Source organism: Mesorhizobium sp. M7A.F.Ca.CA.001.04.2.1, assembly GCF_003998485.1.
GTDB classification, from domain to species: domain Bacteria; phylum Pseudomonadota; class Alphaproteobacteria; order Rhizobiales; family Rhizobiaceae; genus Mesorhizobium; species Mesorhizobium ciceri.
Genome location: NZ_RZQT01000016.1, coordinates 1 through 22,467 on the forward strand (window position 1 = coordinate 1; position 22,467 = coordinate 22,467).

20 protein-coding genes and 1 riboswitch are annotated in these 22,467 nt (G+C 64.2%); of the genes, 12 read left to right on the forward strand and 8 right to left on the reverse strand.

The genetic code is table 11. The features are described 5' to 3' along the window. Nucleotides 1-8: 8 nt before the first annotated feature. Genes EN955_RS07680 through EN955_RS07690 form a run of 3 tightly spaced genes read left to right on the forward strand, consistent with a single transcriptional unit; the run spans nucleotide 9 to nucleotide 2,586 of the window. Complete coding sequence (locus tag EN955_RS07680; protein WP_024502563.1) at nucleotides 9-842, forward strand: alpha/beta hydrolase; 834 nt, start codon at nucleotides 9-11, stop codon at nucleotides 840-842. Beyond that, nucleotides 839-1,561, forward strand: coding sequence for a ribulose-phosphate 3-epimerase (locus EN955_RS07685; protein ID WP_024502564.1), 723 nt, complete (start codon nucleotides 839-841; stop codon nucleotides 1,559-1,561). Before EN955_RS07680 ends, EN955_RS07685 begins: the two co-directional genes overlap by 4 nt. Beyond that, nucleotides 1,558-2,586, forward strand: a complete 1,029-nt coding sequence (locus EN955_RS07690; RefSeq protein WP_024502565.1) for an ROK family protein — start codon at nucleotides 1,558-1,560, stop codon at nucleotides 2,584-2,586. Before EN955_RS07685 ends, EN955_RS07690 begins: the two co-directional genes overlap by 4 nt. A gap of 67 nt (nucleotides 2,587-2,653) precedes the next feature. Here EN955_RS07690 and EN955_RS07695 read toward each other — a convergent pair whose 3' ends face one another. Continuing rightward, on the reverse strand, nucleotides 2,654-3,982 hold the full coding sequence (locus EN955_RS07695; RefSeq protein ID WP_024502566.1) for a dicarboxylate/amino acid:cation symporter: 1,329 nt from the start codon (nucleotides 3,980-3,982) through the stop codon (nucleotides 2,654-2,656). 171 nt (nucleotides 3,983-4,153) lie between these two features. Here EN955_RS07695 and EN955_RS07700 point away from each other — a divergent pair, with 171 nt between their 5' ends. The 3 genes from EN955_RS07700 to EN955_RS07710 are packed head-to-tail and all read left to right on the forward strand — an operon-like array spanning nucleotide 4,154 to nucleotide 7,919. Then, nucleotides 4,154-6,112 carry a sensor histidine kinase gene (locus EN955_RS07700; protein ID WP_024502567.1) on the forward strand — a complete coding sequence of 653 codons (1,959 nt, stop codon included), beginning with the start codon at nucleotides 4,154-4,156 and terminating at the stop codon, nucleotides 6,110-6,112. Then, nucleotides 6,109-7,500, forward strand: a complete 1,392-nt coding sequence (locus EN955_RS07705) for a sigma-54 dependent transcriptional regulator (protein WP_024502568.1) — start codon at nucleotides 6,109-6,111, stop codon at nucleotides 7,498-7,500. The genes EN955_RS07700 and EN955_RS07705 overlap by 4 nt, the downstream gene beginning before the upstream one ends. After that, nucleotides 7,497-7,919 carry a GNAT family N-acetyltransferase gene (locus EN955_RS07710; RefSeq protein WP_024502569.1) on the forward strand — a complete coding sequence of 141 codons (423 nt, stop codon included), beginning with the start codon at nucleotides 7,497-7,499 and terminating at the stop codon, nucleotides 7,917-7,919. The genes EN955_RS07705 and EN955_RS07710 overlap by 4 nt, the downstream gene beginning before the upstream one ends. Here EN955_RS07710 and EN955_RS07715 read toward each other — a convergent pair. Further along, nucleotides 7,916-9,031, reverse strand: a complete 1,116-nt coding sequence (locus tag EN955_RS07715; protein ID WP_024502570.1) for an anhydro-N-acetylmuramic acid kinase — start codon at nucleotides 9,029-9,031, stop codon at nucleotides 7,916-7,918. The genes EN955_RS07710 and EN955_RS07715 overlap by 4 nt on opposite strands. A gap of 355 nt (nucleotides 9,032-9,386) precedes the next feature. On the opposite strand from EN955_RS07715, the gene EN955_RS07720 reads away from it, so the two are divergent. From EN955_RS07720 to EN955_RS07735, 4 genes are all read left to right on the forward strand, one after another. Beyond that, the gene (locus EN955_RS07720; RefSeq protein ID WP_024502571.1) at nucleotides 9,387-10,076 is read left to right on the forward strand and encodes an SDR family NAD(P)-dependent oxidoreductase; all 690 of its coding nucleotides are present in this window, start codon (nucleotides 9,387-9,389) and stop codon (nucleotides 10,074-10,076) included. Nucleotides 10,077-10,281: 205 nt separating this feature from the next. Continuing rightward, on the forward strand, nucleotides 10,282-11,121 hold the full coding sequence (locus tag EN955_RS07725; protein ID WP_024502572.1) for a transporter substrate-binding domain-containing protein: 840 nt from the start codon (nucleotides 10,282-10,284) through the stop codon (nucleotides 11,119-11,121). 2 nt (nucleotides 11,122-11,123) lie between these two features. After that, on the forward strand, nucleotides 11,124-12,485 hold the full coding sequence (locus EN955_RS07730; protein WP_024502573.1) for a cation:dicarboxylase symporter family transporter: 1,362 nt from the start codon (nucleotides 11,124-11,126) through the stop codon (nucleotides 12,483-12,485). Beyond that, nucleotides 12,482-13,279, forward strand: a complete 798-nt coding sequence (locus EN955_RS07735; protein WP_024502574.1) for an amino acid racemase — start codon at nucleotides 12,482-12,484, stop codon at nucleotides 13,277-13,279. Before EN955_RS07730 ends, EN955_RS07735 begins: the two co-directional genes overlap by 4 nt. Nucleotides 13,280-13,285: 6 nt before the next feature. Here the strand turns inward: EN955_RS07735 and EN955_RS07740 are convergent, their stop codons facing one another. Then, the gene (locus EN955_RS07740; protein ID WP_013532930.1) at nucleotides 13,286-14,641 is read right to left on the reverse strand and encodes a glutamine synthetase family protein; all 1,356 of its coding nucleotides are present in this window, start codon (nucleotides 14,639-14,641) and stop codon (nucleotides 13,286-13,288) included. 483 nt (nucleotides 14,642-15,124) lie between these two features. On the opposite strand from EN955_RS07740, the gene ftsZ reads away from it, so the two are divergent. Further along, complete coding sequence (gene ftsZ / locus EN955_RS07745; protein WP_013532929.1) at nucleotides 15,125-16,159, forward strand: cell division protein FtsZ; 1,035 nt, start codon at nucleotides 15,125-15,127, stop codon at nucleotides 16,157-16,159. Between the two features lie 57 nt (nucleotides 16,160-16,216). Here ftsZ and fba read toward each other — a convergent pair whose 3' ends face one another. The 3 genes from fba to EN955_RS07760 form a co-directional block, all read right to left on the reverse strand. Continuing rightward, the gene (fba, locus tag EN955_RS07750) at nucleotides 16,217-17,281 is read right to left on the reverse strand and encodes a class II fructose-bisphosphate aldolase (protein WP_013532928.1); all 1,065 of its coding nucleotides are present in this window, start codon (nucleotides 17,279-17,281) and stop codon (nucleotides 16,217-16,219) included. A gap of 164 nt (nucleotides 17,282-17,445) precedes the next feature. Next, on the reverse strand, nucleotides 17,446-17,919 hold the full coding sequence (locus tag EN955_RS07755; RefSeq protein WP_024502575.1) for a 6,7-dimethyl-8-ribityllumazine synthase: 474 nt from the start codon (nucleotides 17,917-17,919) through the stop codon (nucleotides 17,446-17,448). 77 nt (nucleotides 17,920-17,996) lie between these two features. Further along, nucleotides 17,997-18,211: riboswitch (FMN riboswitch) on the reverse strand. A gap of 66 nt (nucleotides 18,212-18,277) precedes the next feature. After that, the gene (locus EN955_RS07760; protein ID WP_024502576.1) at nucleotides 18,278-19,447 is read right to left on the reverse strand and encodes an MFS transporter; all 1,170 of its coding nucleotides are present in this window, start codon (nucleotides 19,445-19,447) and stop codon (nucleotides 18,278-18,280) included. Nucleotides 19,448-19,496: 49 nt separating this feature from the next. Between EN955_RS07760 and EN955_RS07765 the strand changes: the two genes are divergently transcribed. Beyond that, nucleotides 19,497-20,036: an Lrp/AsnC family transcriptional regulator gene (locus tag EN955_RS07765; protein WP_013532925.1), complete on the forward strand. Its 540-nt coding sequence runs from the start codon at nucleotides 19,497-19,499 to the stop codon at nucleotides 20,034-20,036. A gap of 10 nt (nucleotides 20,037-20,046) precedes the next feature. Here EN955_RS07765 and mtnA read toward each other — a convergent pair whose 3' ends face one another. Both mtnA and mtnK read right to left on the reverse strand, forming a co-directional pair. Continuing rightward, complete coding sequence (gene mtnA / locus EN955_RS07770) at nucleotides 20,047-21,141, reverse strand: S-methyl-5-thioribose-1-phosphate isomerase (RefSeq protein WP_024502577.1); 1,095 nt, start codon at nucleotides 21,139-21,141, stop codon at nucleotides 20,047-20,049. Beyond that, the gene (gene mtnK, locus EN955_RS07775; RefSeq protein ID WP_024502578.1) at nucleotides 21,138-22,412 is read right to left on the reverse strand and encodes an S-methyl-5-thioribose kinase; all 1,275 of its coding nucleotides are present in this window, start codon (nucleotides 22,410-22,412) and stop codon (nucleotides 21,138-21,140) included. The genes mtnA and mtnK overlap by 4 nt, the downstream gene beginning before the upstream one ends. Between the last annotated feature and the right edge of the window lie 55 nt (nucleotides 22,413-22,467).

The window sequence follows — 22,467 nt, forward strand, 5'->3', positions numbered from 1 at the left end:
CTCCTCTGATGGTCGCCGCGCCAACGATCCTGCTTCGCGACGATGCATCGCTTCGTGTCTTCGACACGGGGCAGGGCAGGCCTCCCGTCGTCTTCCAGCACGGCCTCGGCGGTGATGCGGCACAAGTGGCGCAGAACTTTCCCGATGGTCCTTCATACCGCCGACTGACCGTCGAATGTCGCGCTCAGGGCGGCTCCGGCGCCGGCAGCAAGCGTCCTTTTTCGATCGAGATGTTCGCCGACGACGTGTTGGCTGCCGCCGATGCCGCCGGCCTCGACCGTTTCGTCGCCGGCGGCATCTCGATGGGCGCGGCAATCGCCTTGCGGCTTGCGGCCCGGCACCCGGATAGGGTCACAGGTCTCGTGCTTGTTCGCCCTGCCTGGGCTTTCGACGCGGCATCGCAAAACATGCGCCCTTACGTGGAAGTGGCGGAGCTCATCCGCGGCCGTCCGCTGGATGACGCGCGCGATGCGTTTGCGGCCTCCGCCACGGCGGCTCGCTTTCGCATCGAGGCGCCGGACAATCTTGCTTCCCTGCTCGGCTTTTTCGCGCGCGCCAATGCGAATGTTTTCGCCGAGGTGATGCGAGCGATCGCAAACGATGGGCCCGGCGTGACGCGGGCAGCGGCCGCCGGCCTCGCGCTCCCGACACTCGTCATCGGCAGCGGCATCGATCTCGTCCATCCGCTGGCCACCGCGCGCAGCCTTGCAGACACCATCCCCAATGCCGCCTTTGTCGAGGTGACGCCGAAGGCCACCGACAAGGAGCGCCATTTCGCCGAAATCCGCGCCGCCATCGGCGGCTTTCTCAACACAAATTTTGACAAGCAGGACCAATCATGATCTCGAAATCTCTCTCCGGCCCGGCCGCCATCGCCGAACTGCCACGCGATCGCATGATCGCCGAATTCTCGCTCTGGTCTGCCAATCTTGCCAATTTCGAGAACGACTTGAAGCGCATCGAACCCTATGTCGATCTTCATCATATCGATGTGGCGGACGGTCATTTCGCCCCGTCCTTCCTGTTCTTCCCCGACCTCGTCGCCCGCATCGCCGGGCTGACGGCCAAGCCGATCCATGTCCACCTGATGGTCGATGAAGCAATCGTCGAGGCGCAGACGCGCCAGTTCATCGAAGCCGGCGCCGACATGATCAGCGTCCATGCCGAGAATGGCGAGGCGGGATTGCGCGCCGTGCGGCTGGCGCGGGAGCTCGGCGCCGAGGCGGGCGTCGTGCTCAGGCTGGAGACGCCTGTGGAAGCGGTGACGGCCTTCGTCCCGGAAGTCGCCTTCGTAACGCTTCTTGGAACCGCAATCGGCGTCAAGGGACAGAGCCTGTCGGACAAGGCCTGCGACAGGCTGGGCGCTACCCGCGCTATCCTGAGAAAGGCCGGCCGTGAGGCGCAAGTGGTTCTGGCCGCCGACGGCGGCATCCGCCACGAGACCGTGCCGTTGCTGCGTGCCGCCGGCGCCGAAACCGTGGTTCTCGGTTCGCTCGCCTTCGGTGACAAGGACCTCGCCGGCCGCATCGGCTGGCTGCGCGGCTTGAAGGTCGCGGCATGACAACGGAAGCCGCCCTTGCGATCGATCTTGGCGGGACGGAGCTTCGCGCCGCCCTGGTCGACCGCGAAGGCAAGATCCTGGCATTCGCGGCGGTGCCGACGCAGGCGCAGGCCGGTCCAGACGTGGTGATCGGCCAGATCGAGGCGCTGGCGGCGACCGTCCATGCCGAAGCCCCGGCACTGTCGGTCGTCGGCGTCGGTGTCGGTGCGCCGGGACCGCTTGATCCGCTGGCCGGCATCGCCGTCGGCCCGCCGACACTCACCGGCTGGCTGGATGTACCGCTTGCCGACATCCTCGAGCGGCGGCTCGGCCTGCCGGTCCGTCTGGAGAACGACGCCAATGCCGCGGCGCTCGGCGAATGGCGCTTCGGCGCCGGCCATGGCGCTCGCTCGCTGGTCTTTGTCACGGTGTCGACCGGCATCGGCGGCGGTGTCGTCGTCGATGGGCGCATCCTGCATGGCCGCCGTGGCCTTGCCGCCGAGATCGGTCACATGACCATCACCAATGAGGGCGAGCGTTGCGTGTGCGGCGTCATCGGCTGCTTCGAGGCCATCGCTTCGGGAACCGCGCTCGGCCGCCGCGCCACCGCCGCCACGGCGGCCGGCGACGGCTCTGCCTTGCGGCGCCTGTCAGCGGATGCGGAGGTGACCGGCCGCCACGTCGTCGAGGCGGCACGGCTGCGCGACGATCTTGCCTCGGCCTTGCTGGACGAGGAAGCCCGCTGGCTGGGCGTCGGCTTCACCAACCTGTTACATCTCTATTCGCCCGATGTGCTGGTCGTCGGCGGCGGCATCGCCAATGGGCTCGACCTGATGGCGCCGACCATCGAGGCAACCATCAGGCAGCGGGCCATGCGCGCCTATCGCGACGTACCGGTCGTTCCAGCACAGCTCGGCCGCCATGCTGGGCTCGTCGGCGCCGCCAGCCTTGTGCTGTTCGACGACGAGGGCACTTTGGCAGCCCGCATGCCTGTCGGCCCAAGCACATATCCGGACACACCACTGAGCAAGATCGGCACCGTCTGACGTGCGACTGCATGACAAAGGCCGGAGGCAGCATGCCTCCGGCCTTTTACGCATAAGCCACGCGTGGTTACTCGGCGGGGACGACATCCGCCGGCAGGCTGTCGTCAGCCGTGCCCGCCAGCGCCCTCGCCAGCTTGGCCTCGTCGAGTTCGCCTTCCCAGCGCGCCACCACCAGCGTGGCGACGGCATTGCCAACGAAGTTGGTCAGCGCCCGGCATTCCGACATGAAGCGGTCGACGCCGAGGATCAGCGCCATACCGGCGACCGGCACCGCCGGAACCACCGACAGCGTGGCGGCAAGGGTGATGAAGCCCGCTCCGGTGATGCCGGCGGCACCCTTGGACGAGAGCATGGCCACCAGCAGCAGCAGGATCTGGTCACCCATCGACAGGTGGATGTTGGTCGCCTGTGCGATGAACAGCGCCGCCAAGGTCATGTAGATGTTGGTGCCGTCGAGGTTGAAGGAATAGCCGGTCGGGATGACCAGGCCGACCACCGAGCGCTTGGCGCCGGCCTTCTCCATCTTTTCCATCAGCGAGGGCAGGGCGGCCTCCGACGAGGAGGTGCCCAGCACCAAAAGCAGCTCTTCCTTGATGTAGCGGATCAGCGACAGGATGGAGAAGCCGTTGTAGCGGCAGACCGCACCCAGCACGATGAACACGAACAGGAACGACGTCACGTAGAAGGTGCCGACCAGCATGGCGAGATTGATGACCGCGCCGATGCCGTATTTGCCGATGGTGAATGCCATGGCGCCGAAGGCACCGATGGGGGCGGCCTTCATCAGCACGCTGACCAGCTTGAAGATCGGCGTCGTCAGCGCCTGCAGGAAATTGAGGACGGGCTCGCCCTTCTCGCCGACCAGCGCCAGCGCGATGCCGAACAGCACCGAGAAGAACAGCACCTGCAGGATGTCGCCGTCGGCGAAGGCGCCGACGATGGTCGACGGGATGATGTTCATCAGGAACCCGGTGACCGACTGATCGTGCGCCTTGGCGGCGTAGGTGTTGACGGTCGAGGCGTCGAGCGTCGCCGGGTCGATGTTGAAGCCGGCGCCCGGCTGCACGACATTGGCGACGACAAGGCCGATGATCAGCGCCAACGTCGAAAAGGTGAGGAAATAGAGCATCGCCTTGCCGGCAACACGCCCGACCTTCTGCAGGTCGCTCATGCCGGCAATGCCCGTTGTCACGGTCAGGAAGATGACCGGGGCGATGATCATCTTGACCAGCTTGATGAAGGCGTCGCCGAGCGGCTTCATGCTCTCGCCGACCGACGGATAGAAATGGCCGAGCAGGATGCCGACGGTGATCGCGACGAGCACCTGCACGTATAGTTGGGCATAGAAAGGTTTGCGCTGCGCGGCAAGCGCGCCTGATTGGTCTGCGATGTGCATCGAACTCTCCCTGGCCGGATGGGCGAAAACGGATCGCCTGCGTGACTTCTCCCATCGCGGCGCTCCGGTCGCACGCCGCTGAAAACAGTTTTGCAAGCGTCGTGCCAGATCGGGGAAAGGCCGGAATCGCGGATTTCCGCCTTTGTCAGAGGTCGCGCGGACAATACTTTTGTGCGGATTTCCGCACAAGTGGCGTTTGCCTGGGCGGATTTTCGCATTACACTGACCGGAAAGCCGCGAAGAAAAGGGAGAGGGCAGACGCCGCAGGCAGGCACCGATAGCGAATCCCAAGGGTTTGCCGGCCGTGAGTTGCTGCGCGAGGCGGTGGCCCGGCTGCGCGATGGCCGCTGGCTTGCCGTGGTCGCAGCCCTTGCCGTCCTGGCTGGCGCGATCGCCATCGCCGGGCGCATCGCCTCCGGCCAGGCGGCCGACAATCTGCGCGACACAGCACTTGCCGCTCTGCCGCTGGCGGCGGGAACGCTGACCGGCGAAATCGAAAAGCAGCGCCTGGTTCCCTTGGTGCTGGCCCGCGACGATGCTGTGCGGGGCGCGCTGCGCCGGGCCGGGAAGATGCAAGAAGCGGCCCTCAACGACAAGCTCAAGGCGATTGCCGGCGATGCCTCGGCCTCCGCCATCTATGTCATCGATACGGCAGGCATCGCCATATCAGCCAGCAATGCCGGCGAACCGACCAGCTTTGTCGGCATCGACTATAATTTCCGGCACTATTTTCAGGAGGCGATGGCGAAAGGTGCTGCCAGCCAATATGGCCTCGGCACGATCAGCGGACGGCCGGGACTCTACCTTTCGAGCCGCGTCGACGATAACGGCAAGCCGCTTGGCGTTGCGGTGTTGAAGGTCGAGCTCGACGGCGTCGAGGCAAATTGGCGTTCCAGCGGTTTCCTTGTCTTTGTCACCGATGAACGAGGCGTCGTGCTGGCCACCAGCCAGCCCGACTGGCGGTTTCGTGCGCTGGCACCACTGTCGGCCGAGGACGTGGCCGCCGCCCATGAGCAACTGCAATTGGCCGATGCTGCCTTCGAGCCGCTGCCGTTCAGACGCGGCGCCGGCGATGGCCTGGCGACGATCGACAACGCCGGAAAACCACGCCAGTTCGTCGAGGTGGTGCAGGATTTGCCCGGTGCAGTCCCAGGCTGGCGTCTGTGGCTGCTGACGCCCGCCGACGCTGCTCTCTCCTCGGCCGCCAATACGGCGCGCCTGACCACGCTCCTGGGCTTGCTGCTTCTAGGCTTGATTGCCTACGTGCTGACCCGGCGCCGGCGAACGCGCAGGCTGCGGCAGGAAGCGCTGGCGCGCATGAATGCCGAGCTCGAAAGCCGGGTCAGCACCCGAACGGCCGAGCTGACGCGCTCCAACACCGCACTTGCCGGCGAAATCGCCGAGCGCGAGAATGCCGAAGCCAAGGTCCGCCGACTGCGCGACGATCTCGCCCAGGCCAACCGGCTTTCCATCCTCGGCCAGATCGCCGCCGGCGTGGCGCATGAGATCAACCAGCCGGTCGCCGCCATCCGCACCTATGCCGAGAATGCAGGTCGTTTTCTGGACAGCGGCAAGACCGGATCGGCCAGCGGCAATCTGACATCGATCGTTTCGATGACCGAACGCATCGGCGCGATCACCGGCACCTTGCGCACTTTCGCCCGCCGGCCGGGCGTCGCCGCTTCGCCGCTGCCGGTGCGCGAGGCGATCGACGGCGCGCTGTCGCTGCTGTCAGGCCGCATACGCGATTCCGGCGTCACCATCGTCAGGCCGCGTGGCAATGCCTCGCCGGTGGTCATGGCGAGCCGCATCCGGCTGGAGCAGATCCTGGTCAATCTGTTGCAAAATGCATTGGACGCGATGAAGGACCAGCCCGATCCCCGCATCGAGATCGAACTTGCCGAGCGCGACGACAGGGTGCTGATTTCGGTGCGCGACAATGGCCCCGGCCTTGGTCCGGAGGCGGCTGGCAATCTGTTCATGCCGTTCCAGACCACCAAGGAGAAGGGGCTTGGCCTGGGGCTGGTGATCTCGCAGGAGATCGTCCAGGAATTGGGCGGCACGCTGCGGCTCGATCCCGGCAATGGCAGCGGCGCATCCTTCACCATCGATTTGAGGCGAATTGAATGACAGACGGATCAGGGCTGGTCGCGCTCGTCGACGACGATGCGGACCTCCTTCACGCCACCACGCAATTGCTCGAGCTTGCCGGCTTCACGGTGGTCGCACTCGACGCCGCCGAGGCAGCACTTGCCGTCGTCGACAGGAATTTTGAGGGCGTCGTCGTCAGCGATATCCGCATGCCGGGCATGAATGGTCTGCAGCTGTTCGATCGCATCAAGGCGATCGATCCGGATATACCGGTGATCCTGGTCACCGGGCATGGCGACGTCGATCTCGCGGTGGCGGCGCTCAAGGACGGCGTCTACGATTTCATCCCGAAACCCTATGCCGGCGATCGCCTTCTCGAGGCGCTGAAACGGGCGAGTGAGAAGCGGCGGCTGGTGATGGAGAACCGGCGGCTGCGCGAAGCCGCGGCACTGGCCGCCGACGGCCTGCCGCTGATCGGCGAGGCACCTTCCATCAAACGGCTGCGCGAGACCTTGCGCCAGATCGCCGACATGGATGTCGACGTGCTGGTCGAGGGAGAGACCGGAACCGGCAAGGAAGTGGTGGCGGACCTCCTGCACCGATGGGGGCGGCGGCGCGCAAAACCCTTCGTCGCGCTGAATTGCGGCGCTCTGCCGGAGACGGTCATAGAGAGCGAGTTGTTCGGCCACGAGGCGGGCGCGTTCACCGGCGCGCAGCGGCGGCGGATTGGCAGCATCGAGCATTCGAGCGGCGGCACGCTGTTTCTCGACGAGATCGAATCCATGCCGCCTGCGCTCCAGGTCAAGCTGCTGCGCGTGCTCGAAACGCGCAGCCTCACGCCGCTTGGCTCGAACGAGATACGGCGCATCGATCTCAGGGTCGTCGCAGCGACCAAGGTCGATCTCGGGCGGCCGGACCAGCGCGGCGATTTTCGCGAGGATCTGTATTTTCGCCTCAACGTGGTGACGCTGCGCATTCCGCCGCTGCGTGAACGCCGCGGCGATATCCCGATGCTGTTCGGGCATTTCCTCGGCAAGGCGGCCGAACGGTTTGGCCGGCCTGTCGCCAAGGTGAATGCAGCCGTCAGCGATCATCTCCAGTCGCATGACTGGCCGGGCAATGTGCGCGAGCTCGCCCATTTCGCCGATCGCGTCGCGCTCGGTCTCGGCCCGGACGAGGAGATGAAAACGGTTCGCGCGTATTCGCCGGAGCCTGCGGCAGCATTGCCCGAACGGGTCGGCCACTATGAGGCGCAACTGATCCGCGATGCGCTACGCGACCATGGCGGCGACGTGCGCGCCGCCATCGACGCGCTCGGCGTGCCGCGCAAGACTTTTTACGACAAGCTCAAGCGCTACGGCATTGCCGCGTCCGAATTTCGCAATGGCGGCGATGCCGATACGCAATCCATCTCGGAAAAGCGATGAACACGACACTGGAAACGACGGCAAATCCCTCGCCGCAAGACCTCACTTTTCTCAGCGAAAGGCTGACGGCGTTTAACGACGGCGATGTCGGCGCGTCCGAAAGGCATGCGCTTGCGGTGTTCGTGCGCGACGACGCCGGCGCGGTCGTCGCCGGCATTTCCGGCTACACCGCCTGGGGATGGCTTTATGTGCAATGGCTCTGGGTGGATGAGCGGCTGCGTGGCCAGCACATGGCCGGCAAGATGCTGGACGCGGCCGAACATGAAGCGGTGGCGCGCGGCTGTCAAAACGCCTGGATCGACACCTTCAATCCGAATGCCGCCAAGGTCTATCAGCGCCAGGGTTATCAGCCCTTTGGAACACTTGCCGACTTCCCCGTCGGCCGCAGCCGCATCTTCCTGCAGAAGAAACTGGCTTAACCGGCGAGTTTTCCGCCCTGCATCGGCCGCGGTGCGCCGGTCGTGCTCGGAAAACTGATCGGCAGCCCGCGCAGCACGCGAACCGCGAGGAAGGCAAAGCATTCCGCCTCCACCGCGTCGCCGCTCCAGCCCAGGCTCTCGGCCTGCACCACCTCGACGCCGGCGCGGCTGGCCAGCATCGCCATCATGGTCGGATTATGGCGACCTCCGCCGCTGACCACGAGTTTCTTCGGCCGGTGCGGCAAGAGGTCGAGCGCCTTTCCGACGGCCGCAGCGGTGAAGGCGTTGAGCAGCGCCGCGCCATCCTCGGCGCTTAGGCCGTCCGCCATCGCCGCGCCGAAGTCGAAACGGTCCAGTGATTTTGGGTAGGCTTTGCTGAGATAAGGGTGCTGCAGCAGCTTTGCCAAGCGCTCCTCGTCCACCTTGCCCGCCCCGCCAAGCGCGCCGTCGCGGTCCATTTCGCCGAGCCCTTTCGACTTGATGAAATCGTTCAGCGGTGCGTTGGCGGGGCCGGTATCGAAGGCAACGACATTGTCGGCACCGTCCCACCAGGTGATGTTGGCGACGCCGCCGAGATTGAGCACCGCCACCTCGCCGCTGGCGCCGGCGCTGCGCATCAGCGCGGTGTGGTAGGCCGCGGCCAAGGGCGCGCCTTGTCCGCCGGCGCGCATGTCGGCCGAACGGAAATCGTAAGCGACCTTGGTGCCCAATAACGCGTGCATCAGTTCACCGTCGCCGAGCTGCCTTGTCTGGCCAAGCCGTCCGACCTGCGGCGCACGATGCAGCACGGTCTGGCCGTGAAAACCGACGACGCCGATGTCGGCCATCGTCATGCCATAGCCCTCGACCAATTCCTTGACCGCCGCCGACTGCGCTCGCGTCAGGGCTTCTTCCGCGGTGCGAAAAATCGCCGGCTCCGGCCCGACAAAGTTCCACGCCCGTGCCTGCGTCAGCGTCTCTTCCAGCAGGGAGCGGATCGACGCGGGATAGGGCATCAGCCGGTAGGTGCCGAAATCCTCGATGCGTTCGCCATCGGTCTTGATCAGCGCGACGTCGATGTTACCGTCCAGCACCGTGCCGGTCATCAGGCCGACGGCCCAGATTGGTTCCATAGTCGTTTCCTCGTTGAGCATGATCTTTTCCGAAAACCGTTTCCCACTTTTCGGGACCATGCTCCAGTCCCCATCGATGAGATCGCCGATAGCTTTGCGAAGCCTGACGATTCTACCGTCAAAATATCGGTCGGATGAAGGTCCAAGCCTTGCCACTGTCGAAGCGGCGGTCTCGGTGCTGAAGGCCGAGCGGCCTTCGTAGCGCCACAGGCGATGCTGGACCGCGCAACGTTGGTTCTGCAGCCGTCTGGCTCAACAACCGCCGAGATGCCACCTCTTGCCTGTCAGCCCCGAAGGCGCGACCTTGCCTGATCTGGCGAACGCTTCCGCCGAAATCCGCAAGGAGTGAAAAATCATGGCATCCGATGTGGCCGTCATTGCAGGCGCCGGCGCTGGTCTGAGCGCCTCGCTTGCGCGCCTTCTCACCCGGGAAGGCTTTCGCGTGGTTCTGGCCGCCCGCAATGTCGAGAAGCTCAGCGCTCTGACCGACGAAACCGGTGCGCTGGCCGTCGAGACGGATGTTGCCGACGTCGCGTCCGTCGCCAGCCTGTTCGACACCGCAGACAAGGCCGGCCCGCTGGCGCTTGCAGTGTTCAACGCCAGCGCGCGCACCCGCGGACCGATCGCCGAGCTCGATGCCGAAGCGGTCAAACAGGCATTGCTGGTCGGCGCCTATGGCGGCTTCCTGGTCGGCCAGCAGGCGGCGCGCCGGCTGCTGGCGCGGGGTTCCGGATCGATCCTGTTCACCGGCGCCACCGCCAGCGTGAAGGGATTTCCCGGCTCAGCCGGCTTCGCCATGCCGAAATTCGGCCTGCGCGGCCTGGCGCAGTCCATGGCCCGCGAGCTCGCTCCGCAGAACATCCACGTCGCCCACTTCATCATCGACGGCCAGATCGAGCCGCCCGGACAGGTGGCCGATCCCGGCCGGCCGGACCGCCGTCTATCGCCGGACGCCATCGCCGAGGCCTATCTTACAACCCATCGCCAGCATCGCAGCGCCTGGAGCTCGGAGCTTGAGCTGCGGCCCTGGGCAGAGACGTTTTGACAGTGCAGCTGATCGCCTAGGGCCAACTGATCGCCTGGCGGGAAGTAACGCGGTCCTTCCGCCATTCCTTTTACATTAGGCGACACTAATATTTTGTGGCCATGAGCTGCTTATCCAATACATAAAAAAGCGCAGTGTAATATATACGTTTGTTTAACGTCGGTTGTGCATCTTGCTGGCTTTCCCGGTCTAATTGAGAACGCGTATGCCGGTTACACGTCGTACACTGCTTGCGGCCGGGAGCGGCGGGTTGCTGATCTCGCAAGCCCGGGCGGCCAACACTCCAGGACAGCAGGCGGAGAACGCCCCAAAGCCGATCGCGAGCGGCGATGTCTTGCGCATCGCAATGCCGGCCTTCGCTTCCAATCCGTTCTTCCCGGCCGACGGATCGGGGGACAATGGCATAGACATGGAACTGGCCCACGGCATCGCCGCGGCGCTTGGGGTCGAGCCGGTGTTCGACCGATCCGCCGCAACGTTCGACGATATCGTCAGACAGGTCAGTTCCGGACAGGCCGACATGGCGATTGGCAAGCTCAGCAGGACGCTTCAGCGCGGCCGGTCGATCATCTATTCCCGCCCCTACGCCATGCTGCGGCAAGGGCTGATCGCCAACCGCCTCAACCTGGCGCGTATCGCGCAAGGCAAGCCGCCAGAACAGATTGTCCGTGATTTCTCAGGTGATCTCGGCGTGATCGAGGGCTCTTCCTTCGCCACTTATGCGGCCACGACTTTCCCACATGCGCAAATCCATCGCTTGGCAAGCTGGGACCTGATCATCGATGCGATCCGAAACGGGACGATCGACATGGCCTATCGCGATGATTTCGAGATCAAGAAGCTGATGGTCGACGATCCGTCGATGACAGTCGTAGCGCGCTCCATCACGCTGACCGACAAGGTCGATACGATCGCAGTCGGCGTGCGGCCGGACAATCCGCATCTCGCGGCCTTTGTCGATCTGTATCTCGACCTCGCGCGGGGTCAGCAGATTCTCAACACGGACGAGATCATCGCCCGCTATCGCCTGGGGAGCAAAGCCTGACAATGGCCATCTCCGACGTAGCCGGACCCCTGCCTTTCGATTGGCGTCTCGCGGCAAGGCGTATCTTGCGATCGCCGGTGACGACGATTGCGATGATTGCTGCAGGAATCCTGTGCGGCCTCTACTATCCAGACTTTGCCCATGCGATCAGCCCTGTCGCACAACTCTACCTGAATTTCCTAAAGATGGTCGTCCTGCCCTATTTGGTCTCGTCGGTCATCTTCTCCATCACGGCGATGGTCCAGGACCCGAAATCGGTCCGCTACCTCGGTAAGGTGGGTATGGCCGTGCTGGTCGTGTCGTTCCTGGCCGTGCTGGTGAGCGGCACCTTGTCGCTGATCCTGCAGCCGGGCCAGATCGAGAATCCCCAGTCGCGCATCGAGCTTGGCGAGTTCATCAATTCGCAAGGCAGCGTGTCCACCGATCTCGCCTTCCCGTTCCAGCCGCCGCCCTCCAATGGGGATCCCAGCGGCGGGCATTCGATCCTGCTCGACCTGGTGCCGAACAACGTCTTCAATGCGCTGGCCTCGGGACAGACCATCCAGGTTCTGCTGTTCTGCCTGCTTTTCGGGCTCGCGATGGGGAAGATTCCCCAGCCCTCGTCCATGAGCCTGACGCAGGCGCTCAACGCGGTCTACAGGGCCTGTACGGTGCTGACCAACTGGTTCATCTGGGGGTTGCCCTTTGCAACCTTCATCCTGATCGCGGACCAGACCGCGTCGACCGGAACCAAGCCGCTCACGCTGATGGGCGGTTACCTGCTGGTGATGGGTCTTTCCTGCCTCATATTCGTTGCCGGCGCCTTTGCCATTATCGCCATCCGGTCGCGACGAAGCTACTGGACGACGATCAAGACCTGCCAGCCGCTTCTCATGGTAGCCATCACCACACGCTCTACGGTCGCCTCGCTGCCGTGGGTGATCAACCTTTTGAGCGAGCGCCTGCGGTTCAGCCTGGTGGTCGTGGAACTGCTGGTGCCGCTGCAGGCGGCTTTGCTGCGTACAGGCCCGGCGCTGCTCTACACTTCGGGTGCGCTGTTCATCGCCCAACTCTACGGCCACCCACTTGCCGTCTCGGACCTCGTGCTCGTCGGCATCATCTCGGCGCTTCTCGCCCTCACCACCGGCGGCATGGGCAGCCTGCTCATCCTGTCGCAGATGTCCATCGTCTGCGGCTACCTGAAGCTTCCCTTCGAGGCGGCGTTCGCTTTGTTCGTCGCGGTGGATGCGGCCGTGGACACGTTCATGACGCTGGCCAGCGTCTGCACCGTCGCAGCGAGCACGGCAATGATCGCTCCCAGCCACAGGGAGGCGACACAGCCTGAAACCGTCTCGGAACAGCTCGAAGCCGAGCCTGCCGGATGATCGACGACAGCATCCGTCCCCAACTCGGCATTATCGGCGGCCTCGGGCCGCTTGCATCGGCTGACTTCTACTTCAAATTGACCCGGATAACCCAGGCGTTCAGAGACAACGAACATGTGCCTGCCGTGATCCTCAGCGTACCGCAGCTGCCCGACAGGACCGAAGCCATCCTTGCCGGCCATGACGGCCCGCTGGCGCCTTTGAAAGCCGCGGTCTCGACGCTCAATGCGCTCGGCGTCGCCTGCGTCGCGATGCCGTGCAACACCGCCCATCATTGGTACGACCAACTGGCGGCGAATTCGCGCGCGGAAATCATCCATATCGGCGACGCCGTGGTGGCGGAGACGCGTCGTAGCCTGGAGCGGGGCCGGGTTGCTGTTCTCGCCACCCAGGGCACGCTGGTCTCCGGCTTCTATCAGGACAGGATGTCGGCGGCGGGATTTGAGCTCTGCCTTCCCGCGAACACCGAATTTCAGGCGTGCGTCGACAGCGCGATCAGCCTCGTCAAGGCGGGTTCGATCGTGGATGCGGCGGTTGAAACCGAGCGCGCGCTCGACATCGCGCAAGCGACCGGCGCCGATGCCGCCCTGCTCGGCTGCACCGAACTGTCGGTGGTGGCCGCCAGCCTCAACGACGTGAATGGATTGCTCGTCATCGACAGCAATGCGGCCCTGGCGCGAGCCTGCCTGACGCGATTAGGGTTCGGTACGCAGGAAGCCCGAGGGCTGCCGACCGTATCGCGACCGCCAGGACATGATTGGCCGATGCGCGGCAGCTTGGCCGTACTGGCGTAACCCGATCTAGACGCTCTCGAGGTATGTCTCGATCTCGAAATCGCTGACATTGAGCGCAAACGTGTTCAGCTCCTGGCGTTTGCAGGCCACAAAGGAGTCGCGCAGGATGGCTGGAAAAATCTCCGCCACATGCGTCCCGCTCTCGAAGGCGGCGATCGCGGATGCCCAGTCCGGCGGCAGCTTTGCCGGCGGAAGTCCCTGGCCGTCTGTGCCGATCGGATCACCCGGCGACAACTGTCTTTCGATGCCGGTCAGCGCGGCGCCCAATATGGCCGCAAGCACCAGATAGGGGTTGGCGTCGGCTCCCGATACGCGGTGCTCGATACGGCGAGCAGCGGTCGGCCCGCCCGGAATGCGGATCGCGACCATGCGATTCTCATAGCCCCAGGCGACCGCGGTTGGCGCATAGGATCTTGGGCGCAGCCTGCGGTACGAATTGAAGTGCGGCGCGAATACCAGCGTGCTCTCGGCCATTGCCGCAAGCAGGCCACCGACTGCATGGCGCATGGTCTCCGAGCCCTGGTCGGTGCCGTCGTCGAAGACGTTGCGCCCTTCACCGTCGACCAGGCTGAAATGAACGTGAAAGCCGTTGCCCGCCCGGTCGCCATAGGGCTTGGCCATGAAGCAGGCGGCAAAGCCGTGCTTGCGGGCAATGCCCTTCACCGTGCGCTTGAACAGCACCGCATCGTCAGCCGCCCGCAACGCGTCCGCGACATGGTTCAGATTGATCTCGAACTGACCGACGCCGTTTTCGGCGATGGCCGTGTCGACGGGAATGCCTTGCGTCCGGCAAGCCTCGTAGACGTCATGGATGAAGGATTCGAAATCGTCGATTTCGTCGATCGACAGCGCCGCGTCGGAATCGAGCCGGCGTCCGGTCACCGGCGAGACAGGGCCGACCGGCCGCTGCGATTGCGGATCGACGAGGTAGAATTCGAGTTCCGTTGCCGCGACCGGGGTCAGGCCCAGGGCCTTGTAACGATCGAGGATGCGGGCCAGCGCCCGTCGCGGGTCGCCGAGATAGGGCGCGCCGCTTTCGTCGGCAAGCCACAGCGGGACAAGTGCCGTCGGATGCGCCGTCCAGGCCACCGGCAGAATGCCGCGCCCGGTCCATTGGCACAGTCCATCGGCATCGCCGGTCGAGAAAACCAGGCTGTTGCCTTCGATGTCTTCGCCCCAGACATCCAGTCCGATCAGCGAAAAAGGCATGCGCAGCTTGCCTTCCAGCGCCTTTCTTGCCTGCTCGACGGGAATGCGCTTGCCGCGCATGATGCCGTTGAGGTCGCACACCGCCGCCCTCAGGCTCTGGATGTCGGTTCTGCTTTCAAGCCAGTTCAAAACGTCCGCAATTGCATCGCTCAATTTAAAACCTCTGGTTTTCGAAGGTGCCGCAGCCTGACCGGCCGCACGTCCCTGGTAAAAATAGCTGGTGAGTTTTAGGAAAACAGACGTGGCTGTCGCCAAGCGCTTTTCCTTATTTTTTCAAGTCACTAGCTGGTATGTCGGGAGGCATTTCAAAACCAATTGCGCGATCTGCGATCGCAACATAGAGGTTGGAGGGCGGAATGCCAAGCACGAGCCGGTAAACCAGCGCGCAGCCGCTATCGGCGGGATCGGCGAGCTCGCTGCGGTAAGATCTGGCGCACGCAGCGCCCGAGCCACGCTGTGCAAAACGATCATCACAAATCTTGACCTCGCATGCACTTGCACCTCTGGCCGCTGTCTGGCTTTTTGGGGTACCCATCGCAACGGACTGATTCGCGTCATGCCGCTCGATTGCAATATGCCCAAGGCAGTCTGCGGGTGGGTCGTGAAGCGCGCGCAATTGACGAAGGAGAAACAGGCATGGCCGAGTTCAAGAAGCCCGAAATCTCCGAGATGAGACCCAAGATCACCGTTATCGGCGTCGGCGGCGGCGGCGGCAATGCCGTCAACAACATGATCGCCGAGCAGCTTCAGGGTACCGAATTCATCGCCGCCAACACCGACGCGCAGGCGCTGACCATGTCCAAGGCGACGCGGCTGATCCAGCTTGGCGCTCATGTCACCGAAGGGCTGGGCGCCGGATCGCTTCCCGAGATCGGTCGCGCCGCGGCCGAGGAATCGCTCGACGAGATCATGGATCATCTGGCCGGCACGCATATGTGTTTCGTCACCGCCGGAATGGGCGGCGGCACGGGAACCGGTGCGGCTCCAATCATCGCCCAGGCGGCGCGCAAAGCCGGCATCCTGACGGTTGGCGTCGTCACGAAGCCGTTCACCTTTGAAGGCCGGCGCCGCATGCAGATGGCCGAAGAAGGCATCGAGCGGCTGCGCGAGAGCGCCGACACGGTGATCGTCATCCCGAACCAGAACCTGTTCAGGATCGCCGATGCCAAGACCACCTTCGCCGATGCGTTCGTCATTGCCGACCGGGTGCTCTATGCCGGCGTTAGCTGCATCACCGACCTCATCGTCAAGGAAGGCCTGATCAATCTCGACTTCGCCGATGTCAAATCCGTGATGCGCGACATGGGCCGCGCCATGATGGGCACCGGTGAGGCTTCCGGTGAAGGCCGCGCGATGAAGGCGGCCGAAGCCGCGATCGCCAACCCGCTGCTCGACGAAGTGTCGATGAAAGGCGCCAAGGGCGTGCTGGTCTCGATATCGGGCGGCAGGGACATGACCCTGTTTGAAGTCGACGAGGCCGCCACCCGCATTCGCGAAGAGGTCTACGAGGATGCCGACATCATCGTTGGCGCCATCTTCGACAAGGGCATGGAAGGCCGCTTCAGGGTCTCGGTCGTGGCGACGGGCCTCGACCGTGCTTTTGGCGCCGAGGATGCCGACGCCGGCATCGCGCGCGACCACGCCGGTCAGCCGGCGCGGACGCTTCAATAGTGTTCGGTAAACGGGCAGGGCGCTGCCGCGCTCCTGCCCTCGATACCAGCGTTCAGCTCAGCCGAACTTCGGGTCCAGACTGCCCGACTTGTAGCGCTTGGCCATTTCGGCGACCGGCAGCGGCTTGATCTTCTGCGCGTTGCCGGCGGTGCCGAACTGTTCGAAGCGCTCCTTGCAGAGCTTGCGCATGGCGGCCATGGCCGGTGTCAGATACTTGCGCGGGTCGAACTCGCTCGGGTTCTCGGTCAGCACCTTGCGGATCGCGCCGGTCAGCGCCATGCGGTTGTCGGTGTCGATGTTGATCTTGCGCACGCCGTGCTTGATGCCGCGCTGGATCTCCTCGACCGGCACGCCCCAGGTTGGCTTCATCTGGCCGCCATATTTGTTGATGATCTCCTGCAGGTCCTCGGGCACCGAGGACGAGCCGTGCATGACCAGGTGCATGTTCGGCAGCCGGCGATGGATCTCCTCGATGACGTTCATGGCCAGCACCGCGCCGTCCGGCTTGCGCGAGAATTTGTAGGCGCCATGGCTGGTGCCCATGGCAACCGCCAGCGCATCGACATGGGTGTCTTTGACGAACTCGACCGCCTGTTCGGGATCGGTCAAAAGCTGGTCGTGGCTGATCGCGCCTTCGACGCCGTGGCCGTCTTCCTGCTCGCCGCCGCCGCTCTCGAGCGAGCCGAGCACGCCGATCTCGCCTTCGACGGACACGCCGCCCCAATGCGCCATGTCGACGACGCGCTTGGTGATGCCGGAATTGTAGGCGTAGTCGGCCGGCGTCTTGCCGTCTTCCTTCAGCGATCCGTCCATCATGACGGAGGTGAAGCCGTACTGGATCGCGGTGACGCAGGTGGCTTCGTTGTTGCCATGGTCGAGATGCATGCAGACCGGAATGTCGGGATGGATTTCGACCAGCGCGTCGATCAGCTTGGCCAGCACCACGTCATTGGCATAGGCGCGCGCGCCGCGGCTAGCCTGCAGGATGACCGGCGACTTGGTCTCCTCGGCGGCCTCCATGATGGCGAGGCCCTGTTCCATGTTGTTCATGTTGAAAGCGGGCACGCCATAGCCGTATTCGGCGGCGTGGTCGAGCAATTGTCTCAGTGTTATGCGAGCCACCCAATAGTCTCCCGTATCTGGTTTCAAGCGCAACGTCGCGGGCCGGCCGGTTTGCCGGTCGGCCCTTGATGCTTCTGGCGGGATTTCAAGGGAACCGCAACCTTCGGAGCGCTTCTCGATCGCAATTCTTGTTGCAGGGCTGAAATCCGGCCAGTTTGACGACCTCAGGCCGCGATCAGGTCCCGCGCCGCCAGGAGTTGCACGCAGGCGTTCGCCGCTTCCTTGCCCTTGACGGTGAAGTGCTCGAAGAAGAAGCGGTGGTGCTCGGCGCTGTCGTGGTAGTTGTGCGGGGTGAGCACCGCCGACAGCACCGGCACGCCGGTCGACAGCTGCACGTTCATCATGCCGTCGATGACAGCACTTGCGACGAACTCATGCCGGTAGATGCCGCCATTGACCACAAAGGCTGTGCCGAGGATCGCGGCATAACGGCCGGTCCCGGCCAGGGTCTTGGCATGCAGGGGGATCTCATAGGCGCCGGGCACGTCGAAAATGTCGACGGTGAAGCGTTCGCCTCCCAGAGAGGCCAGTTCAGCTTCGAAGGCCTGTACGCACTGGTCGACGATGTCGGCATGCCAGCGCGCGCGGATAACGGCGATGCGGGTCGTTTCATAGTCTTTATGGGAATGCTGATTCATGGGTCCATCCTTCCGTTTCGAACCAGAATCAGGACGCACGATACGGATTAAGCCCGCAAAAAGCGGGCCGGCTTCCGTTTCGTCCTCTTCCATCCGGACTGTAACCGTCGGCTCCGGAATCACACCGGATCTGCTGACCTTTCCACTAGAGCGCCACGCGTCCCTTGGACGCGTAAAGGACGCTCTAGCACTTAAGAATCCACGCATTGATGCGTGGACCGGAAAGCGCTCGCGGGCTTGGGTAGAAACCCTTACCGCCGGTGGGGACTTTCACCCCGCCCTGAGAACATTAACGGCTTTGTATGAAAGGGCAGGACGCTGCTGTCAACCGTGAGAAGGTTGGGCCAAGCACGTTCGACTACCGCGTGCGCCACGCCGCCGCCGATGCGGCGATCAGCATGAGCAGTGCTGCAACCATCACGCAGACAGCAAAGCCGAAGTTGGAATAAAGCGGCCCGAAGCTGGTGGTGCCGACAAAGACCGCGAGGTAAGTCACCGCACTGTTCAGCCCCATGATCGTGCCGCGCCGCGACGGATCGAGCGCAGACAGGCGCATCACCAGGACGTTCAGGCCGAAATGATTGGCCAGTCCCCAGATTGCCACCATGGTCAGGGTCAGCCCGAAACTGCCGCTCGTCGCGGCCATCGCGACGTAGACCACGGCGACAAGAAGATAGGCAAACGGCATGACGCGCCGCGCACCCAGTCTGTCGATGATGCCGTCGAGCAGAGCAGCCGTCCCGAAGCCTATGCCGTAGGCAAGCGCCGCCAGGCCGTTGGCGCTCACCGGCTGTCCAAGCCCGACATGAAGATGGTCGCCGAGATAGCCATAGACGCCGTAGAACGAAGTCATGAAGGCCGCGCACGCGACCAGCAGCGGCAGGATTCCGGGAATGCCGAGCGCTTCCAGCCGGGCGGGCGCCGGTCCGGCCTTCCTGATGTCGCTGAGCGACGTCGCTGTCAGCCCCATCCATGCAAGGGCCGCAAGCACCGCGACCGCTGCGAAAACGGCGCGCCAATGCACCAGATCGGCAAGCACGGCCGAAAGCGAAACGCCGGCAACCATGCTGAGTGTCCATCCGGTCAGCACGACGCCGATCGTGCCGCTCTCCCTGCCCGGAGGAGCAATGGCCGCCGCGCTGGCATAGATCGCCGGCATGGCGACGCCGGCGGCGATGCCGGCCAGCAGCTGTGCGGCGACCAGCATGATCACCGTGGGTGCCGCGGCGCTGGCGACCAGCGCCAGTGCCAACAGCAGCAGTGCGCCCTGCAGCATTCTGCGAGCACCGAGCCGGTCGATGTAGCGCGCCAGGAACAGCGCGCTGGCAGAGGTGCCGAGGCCGAACGCGGCCGCCGCAATCATCACGGCCGGCACGCTGGTGCCGAACGACGAGGCGACAGCCGGTGCAATCGGACCCAGCACCAGCGAGTTCGAGCCGATGACCGCGATGCAGCCCGTCAACAGATAGGCAAGCGCCGGGATCGGGGCTCGGGCAGTCAATGGTGCAAGTTGATCAATGTTCGACATATCGGCATAATGGCCGTATTCTATTCAGCGGAGAACCAGGAATTTCGCCATGGATGAAGAAACAGATGGCATTCTGCAGAACAGGCCGGCGGCCCGCGATCTCGACGCGATAGACCGAAGAATATTAGGTGTCCTGGTCGATGATGCCACGATCAGCTACGCCGAACTCGGCGATCGCGTCGGCTTGTCGCCACCGGCAGCGCATGAGCGGGTCAAACGGCTCCGGCGCAGCGGCGCCATCCGCAACACGGTCACCATCATCGATCCCCGGGCGGTGAAAAAGCCTTTGCTCGCCTTTGTCCATATCGACACCAGGGGCTGGGGAAAGACGCCGGAACTGATGGCGGTCTCGCAATATCCCGAAGTGGAGGAAATCCATACCGTCGCCGGCGACACCTGCATGCTGCTGAAGGTCCGCACCGAAGACACCAGGGCCCTCGAAGGCCTTTTGGCGCGCCTCTACGAAACGCCGGGCGTCACCTCGACGCGCAGCTATGTGGTGCTCTCGACCTATCTGGAGCGGCCGGTGCAGCCGGGTATCACCGAGACTTGGCCGACACCCAAGCACATGGCCGAGCCTCTGTACTAGAAGCGAGCGGCTACGCCCGCTCGGGAAACATCTGCTTCAGGCCCTCGCGCGAGGCCTTGGCGACACCGCGCTCGGTGATCAGGCCGGTCACCAGCCGCGCCGGCGTCACGTCGAAGGCCGGGTTGGCCGCCGGCGTCGTCTCAGGCGAAATGCGCACCTGGGCAATCTCGCCGGCGGCGGTCTTGCCCCAGACCAGCGAGACCTCGTCGGCCGAGCGTTGCTCGATCGGGATTTCGGCCAGTCCGTCATGCACCGTCCAGTCGATGGTCGGCGACGGCAGCGCGACATAGAACGGCACGTCGTTGTCGGCGGCGGCGAGCGCCTTGAGATAGGTGCCGATCTTGTTGCAGACATCGCCGTCGGCCGTGGTGCGGTCGGTACCGACGATGACCATGTCGATTGCGCCGCGCTGCATCAGATGGCCGCCGGCATTGTCGACGATCAGCGTGTGCGGCACGCCGTGCCCGGCCATCTCCCAGGCGGTCAACTGGGCGCCCTGGTTGCGCGGCCGCGTCTCGTCGACATAGACATGGACCGGAATGCCGGCTTCTGTGGCCAGGTAGATCGGCGCGGTCGCCGTGCCGTAATCGACCGTCGCCAGCCAGCCGGCATTGCAATGGGTCAGGATGTTGACCGGCTCGCCCTTCTGCTTGCGCGCCGCGATCGCCTTGATGATGGTGAGACCGTTCTCGCCGATGGCGCGGTTGAGGCCGACATCTTCGTCGGCGATCTCACTGGCCCGCCGATAGGCGGCTGCACCGCGTTGTTCGGTAGGCAAAGGCCGCAGGAAGCGCCGCATTTCGTCCAGCGCCCAGCGCAGATTGATCGCGGTCGGCCGCGTCTCGTGCAGGGTCTCCCACACGGCGTCGAGCGCTGCATCCGACGCATCGTCGGCCATCTGCATGGCGACGCCATAGGCAGCGGTGACGCCGATCAGCGGCGCGCCGCGCACCCACATGTCGCGGATGGCGGTGGCGATGCCGGCAACCGTGCCGATCCTCTCGATGCGGAAATCATGCGGCAGCCAGCGCTGGTCGATGATATCGACCGAACGCCCGTCGTCGCTCAGCCAGATGGTGCGATAGTGGCGGTCGCCGACGTTCAAATGCTGCTCTCCTGTTCGATCAACGCGGCCAGTTGGTTGACCTCGTCGATGCTGTGGATCTGGCGCCGGTTGACGGCGAGGTGGCGGCCGAATTTCAGCGCCTTTGCTTCACAACTGGCGCGCAGATCCTCGTCGGCAATGGTCTCGAAATCGGCATTGTGAGCGAGACCGAGGATGCGCCGGTGCACTTCGACGCCGGCAAAGCCTAGCAGGTCGGTCCAGATCTGGTGCAGCACATGGTCGAGCGCCTGCTCTGAGGCAAGGATGTCGCCCTGGTCCTCGAACAGGCTCTTTTGGTAGAGCATGCCGGTGCGCTCGCTGCGCCATAGATGCGAAAACTCGGCGCGGAACACCGACCAGGTCTCGACCGTCACACCGAGCAGATAGGCGCGCATGGCGTCGCGCTTGCCCTTCTGTTCGTGGCCGCGTTGCGAGAAGAAGGACATCCAGAAATTGGCAAGCAGCATGCCGACGTCGAAAGCCATCGGGCCGTAGAAGGCGAACTCCGGGTCGATCATCCGGGTCTCCGTGTCGGTGACCATGATCGAACCGGAATGCAGGTCGCCATGCAGCAGCGTTTCGGCATTGGCGGCGAAGATGTGCTTCAGCCGCTGCGCCTCGACCTTGAGGTCGCGGTCGGCGCGCAGTTCGGCGACCAGGCCGTCGAGCTGCGGCGAGGTGTGCCGGTTCATCTTGGCATCGAAATAGGGATCGGAGAACACCAGGTTTTCGGTGATGTCGCAAAGCTCGACATTGTCGGCGAACAGCGCCAGATCGGCCTTGCGGTCCTTGGCGGCCATATGCAGGTCGGAGCCGCGAAACAGCGTCCGGGCCATGAACAGGCCGATATCCCGGGCGATGTTCGGCAGTTGGCGGCCGTCGATCAGGGCACGGCGCAGGATGATATGCGGCGGCGCAAGATATTCCATGATGATCAGCGCCTGGCATTCACCGAAATAATGGATCGCCGGCACCGAGCCCGGCGCGCGCGCCTCTTGCCTGGTCAGCGCGTGATATTCGAAGAAGGAGCGCTTCAACGGCAGCGGCCAGCTGTCGCCGACCAGGCGGACATAGGGCAGGGCCTGCTTGACCACGGCCGCACCGCTGGCGCCTTCGACGATGAACACCAGGTTGAGATTGCCGTCGCCGACCTCGCGGACCTTCCAGGCGCCGGTGTCCTTGCCGATCTTCGCGCACAGCGCCTCGTTGCCGCCAAGGCGTGCAGCCAGGGTTTCGACCGACAGGGCTTCGAACGGCAATTCTTCAGTCATCGTTATCCTCCCGCATATGCGCTTCCAACATAACGGAGGCGTGGCGGCCGGGCCA